Source organism: Mycobacteroides sp. CBMA 271, assembly GCF_009729205.1.
Classification (GTDB): Bacteria; Actinomycetota; Actinomycetes; order Mycobacteriales; family Mycobacteriaceae; genus Mycobacterium.
Window position 1 is genome coordinate 1 of the sequence record NZ_VTHB01000013.1, and the last position, 2,053, is coordinate 2,053.

The 2,053-nt window shown below is 64.0% G+C and carries 1 protein-coding gene; it reads right to left on the reverse strand.

Annotated elements, in window-relative coordinates; all coding sequences use genetic code 11:
• Positions 1-2,053: amino acid adenylation domain-containing protein (locus FZI91_RS23570; protein WP_155941542.1), on the reverse strand; the 2,053-nt coding region annotated here is incomplete at both ends.

Below are 2,053 nucleotides of genomic sequence, written 5' to 3' on the forward strand. Positions count from 1 at the left end.
CCCCACTGCACCAGATCTCCGGTGCGGTACATCCGGGAGCCGGGAGCCCCGAATGGGCATGCGACGAACCGGGTTGTCGTCAGATCCGAACGGCCGAGGTATCCATTTGCCTGCCCGGAACCGGCGACATACAACTCGCCGACCACGCCCACCGGCACCTGTCGCAGCCAGCCGTCCAGCACGAAGAACGCCAGATGCTCCAGCGGCACGCCAATCGGACTGCTGTTGCTCTCGACATCCCCGTTACCGATTTCCCGGAATGAGGCATGCACTGTCGTCTCGGTGATGCCGTACATGTTGATCATGCGCGGCAATCCCGGGTGACTGTCGAACCACGATGAAAGGCGCTGCGGTTCAAGCGCTTCACCACCAAAGACCACCGTCTGCAACTTGAGCTGTTGACCCATCTCGGGCTGCAGCGCATCGGCGGTCTGCAGGGCATAGAACGCCGACGGGGTCTGACTCAGGACGCTGACTTGCTCACTGACGAGCATGGCATGCAGGTCTTCCGGCGAGCGCACCACCGCGTCGGGCACCATCAGCAACCGGCCGCCGTACAGCAGCGCACCCCAGATCTCCCACACCGAGTAGTCGAAGGCCAGGGAATGACATTGCGTCCATACCTGCCCCAAAGCCAGTTCGGCATCAAGGGATTCCAGCAGTTGAGCGACGTTTCGATGGGTGACCGCCACACCCTTGGGTGCACCGGTAGTCCCCGAGGTGTAGATGATGTACGCGATATCGTCCACGGCGGGCGCGGGCAGCGCGGTGTCCGGCTGCGACATCACGGCAGGATCGTTGATATCGATCGCGGGCACACTCGACATCCCGAGCCGGGGCAACAACTCCGCCGTCGTGACCGCGGCGATCGGTGCGGCATCGCTCAGCACGAACTCGATCCGCGAATCGGGGTGCGCCGGGTCAATCGGCAAATACGCCGCACCCGTCTTGAGCACCGCAAGGATCGCCGCGATCGCCTCACCCGTGCGCGCAAGCAGCAGCGCCACCCGCTCACCCGGACCTGCCCCGCGGCTCGCCAGGTAATGCGCCAATCGGTTTGCTGTCGAATCTAATTCGCCGTACGTCCACGACCGCTCGCCGCAGGTAATCGCCATCGCTTCCGGGGCCCGCTCCACCTGCGCAGCGAACAGCGCCGGGATCGAGACGAGCTCAGATTCGGGCCGGTTCAACACCGCCCGGTTACCCCACCGGTCGAGCCTGTCGTGTTCGGGTTCGCCCAGCAGGTCGATCGAGGACAACCTTCGCGCCGGGTCGGCGGTTATGGCCGTCAACACCTGACGCAGCCTGTCGATCACCGTCTCGATATCGGCCACCGCGAAAACATCGGTATCGAATTCGACGCGCAGGCCCAACTCGTGGCCCGGCATGGCCACGACGGACAGTGGGTAGTGGTTGTATTCACGACTGCTGAAGTCGGTGATCGCCAACTCCTGCACACCGAGCAACGCACCCGCGTCGATCGGGTAGTTCTCATACACAAACAAGGTGTCGAAGAGCCGGTCGAGGCCGACAGCATGGTGAATCTCGTTGAGCGCCAAATGCTCATACTCAACGGTGTCATTGTGGGCTCGTTGCAGCTGATCCAGCAGATCTGCGCCGGTGGTGGCCGCGGTGATGTTCGCGCGCACCGGCACGGTGTTGATCAGCAGACCCACTATCGAGTCCGCCCCGGCCAAGTCGGCGGGGCGTCCTGATACCGCTGTGCCGAAGGCGACATCGTGTTGACCGGTCAGCCATGTCAGCACCTGCGCCCACGCCGCCTGCAGCACGGTATTGACGGTGGTGTGTTGTGCGCGGGCCAGCTCGGTCAACGAGCGGGTGATCTCCTCAGATATCCGATAAGACTCCACACCTCGACGGCCTGTCGAGGCCGGCGAACCCACCAGCGTGGGCGTGTCGAAACCATCGAGCGCCGCACCCCAAGCCCGCTGCGCCGCAACACGATCCTGCCCCGCCAACCACGTCACAAAACTGCGGTAGGGCGTCGCCGCGGGCAGTCGCTGCCCGTAGTACGCGGTGAACACTTCCTGCA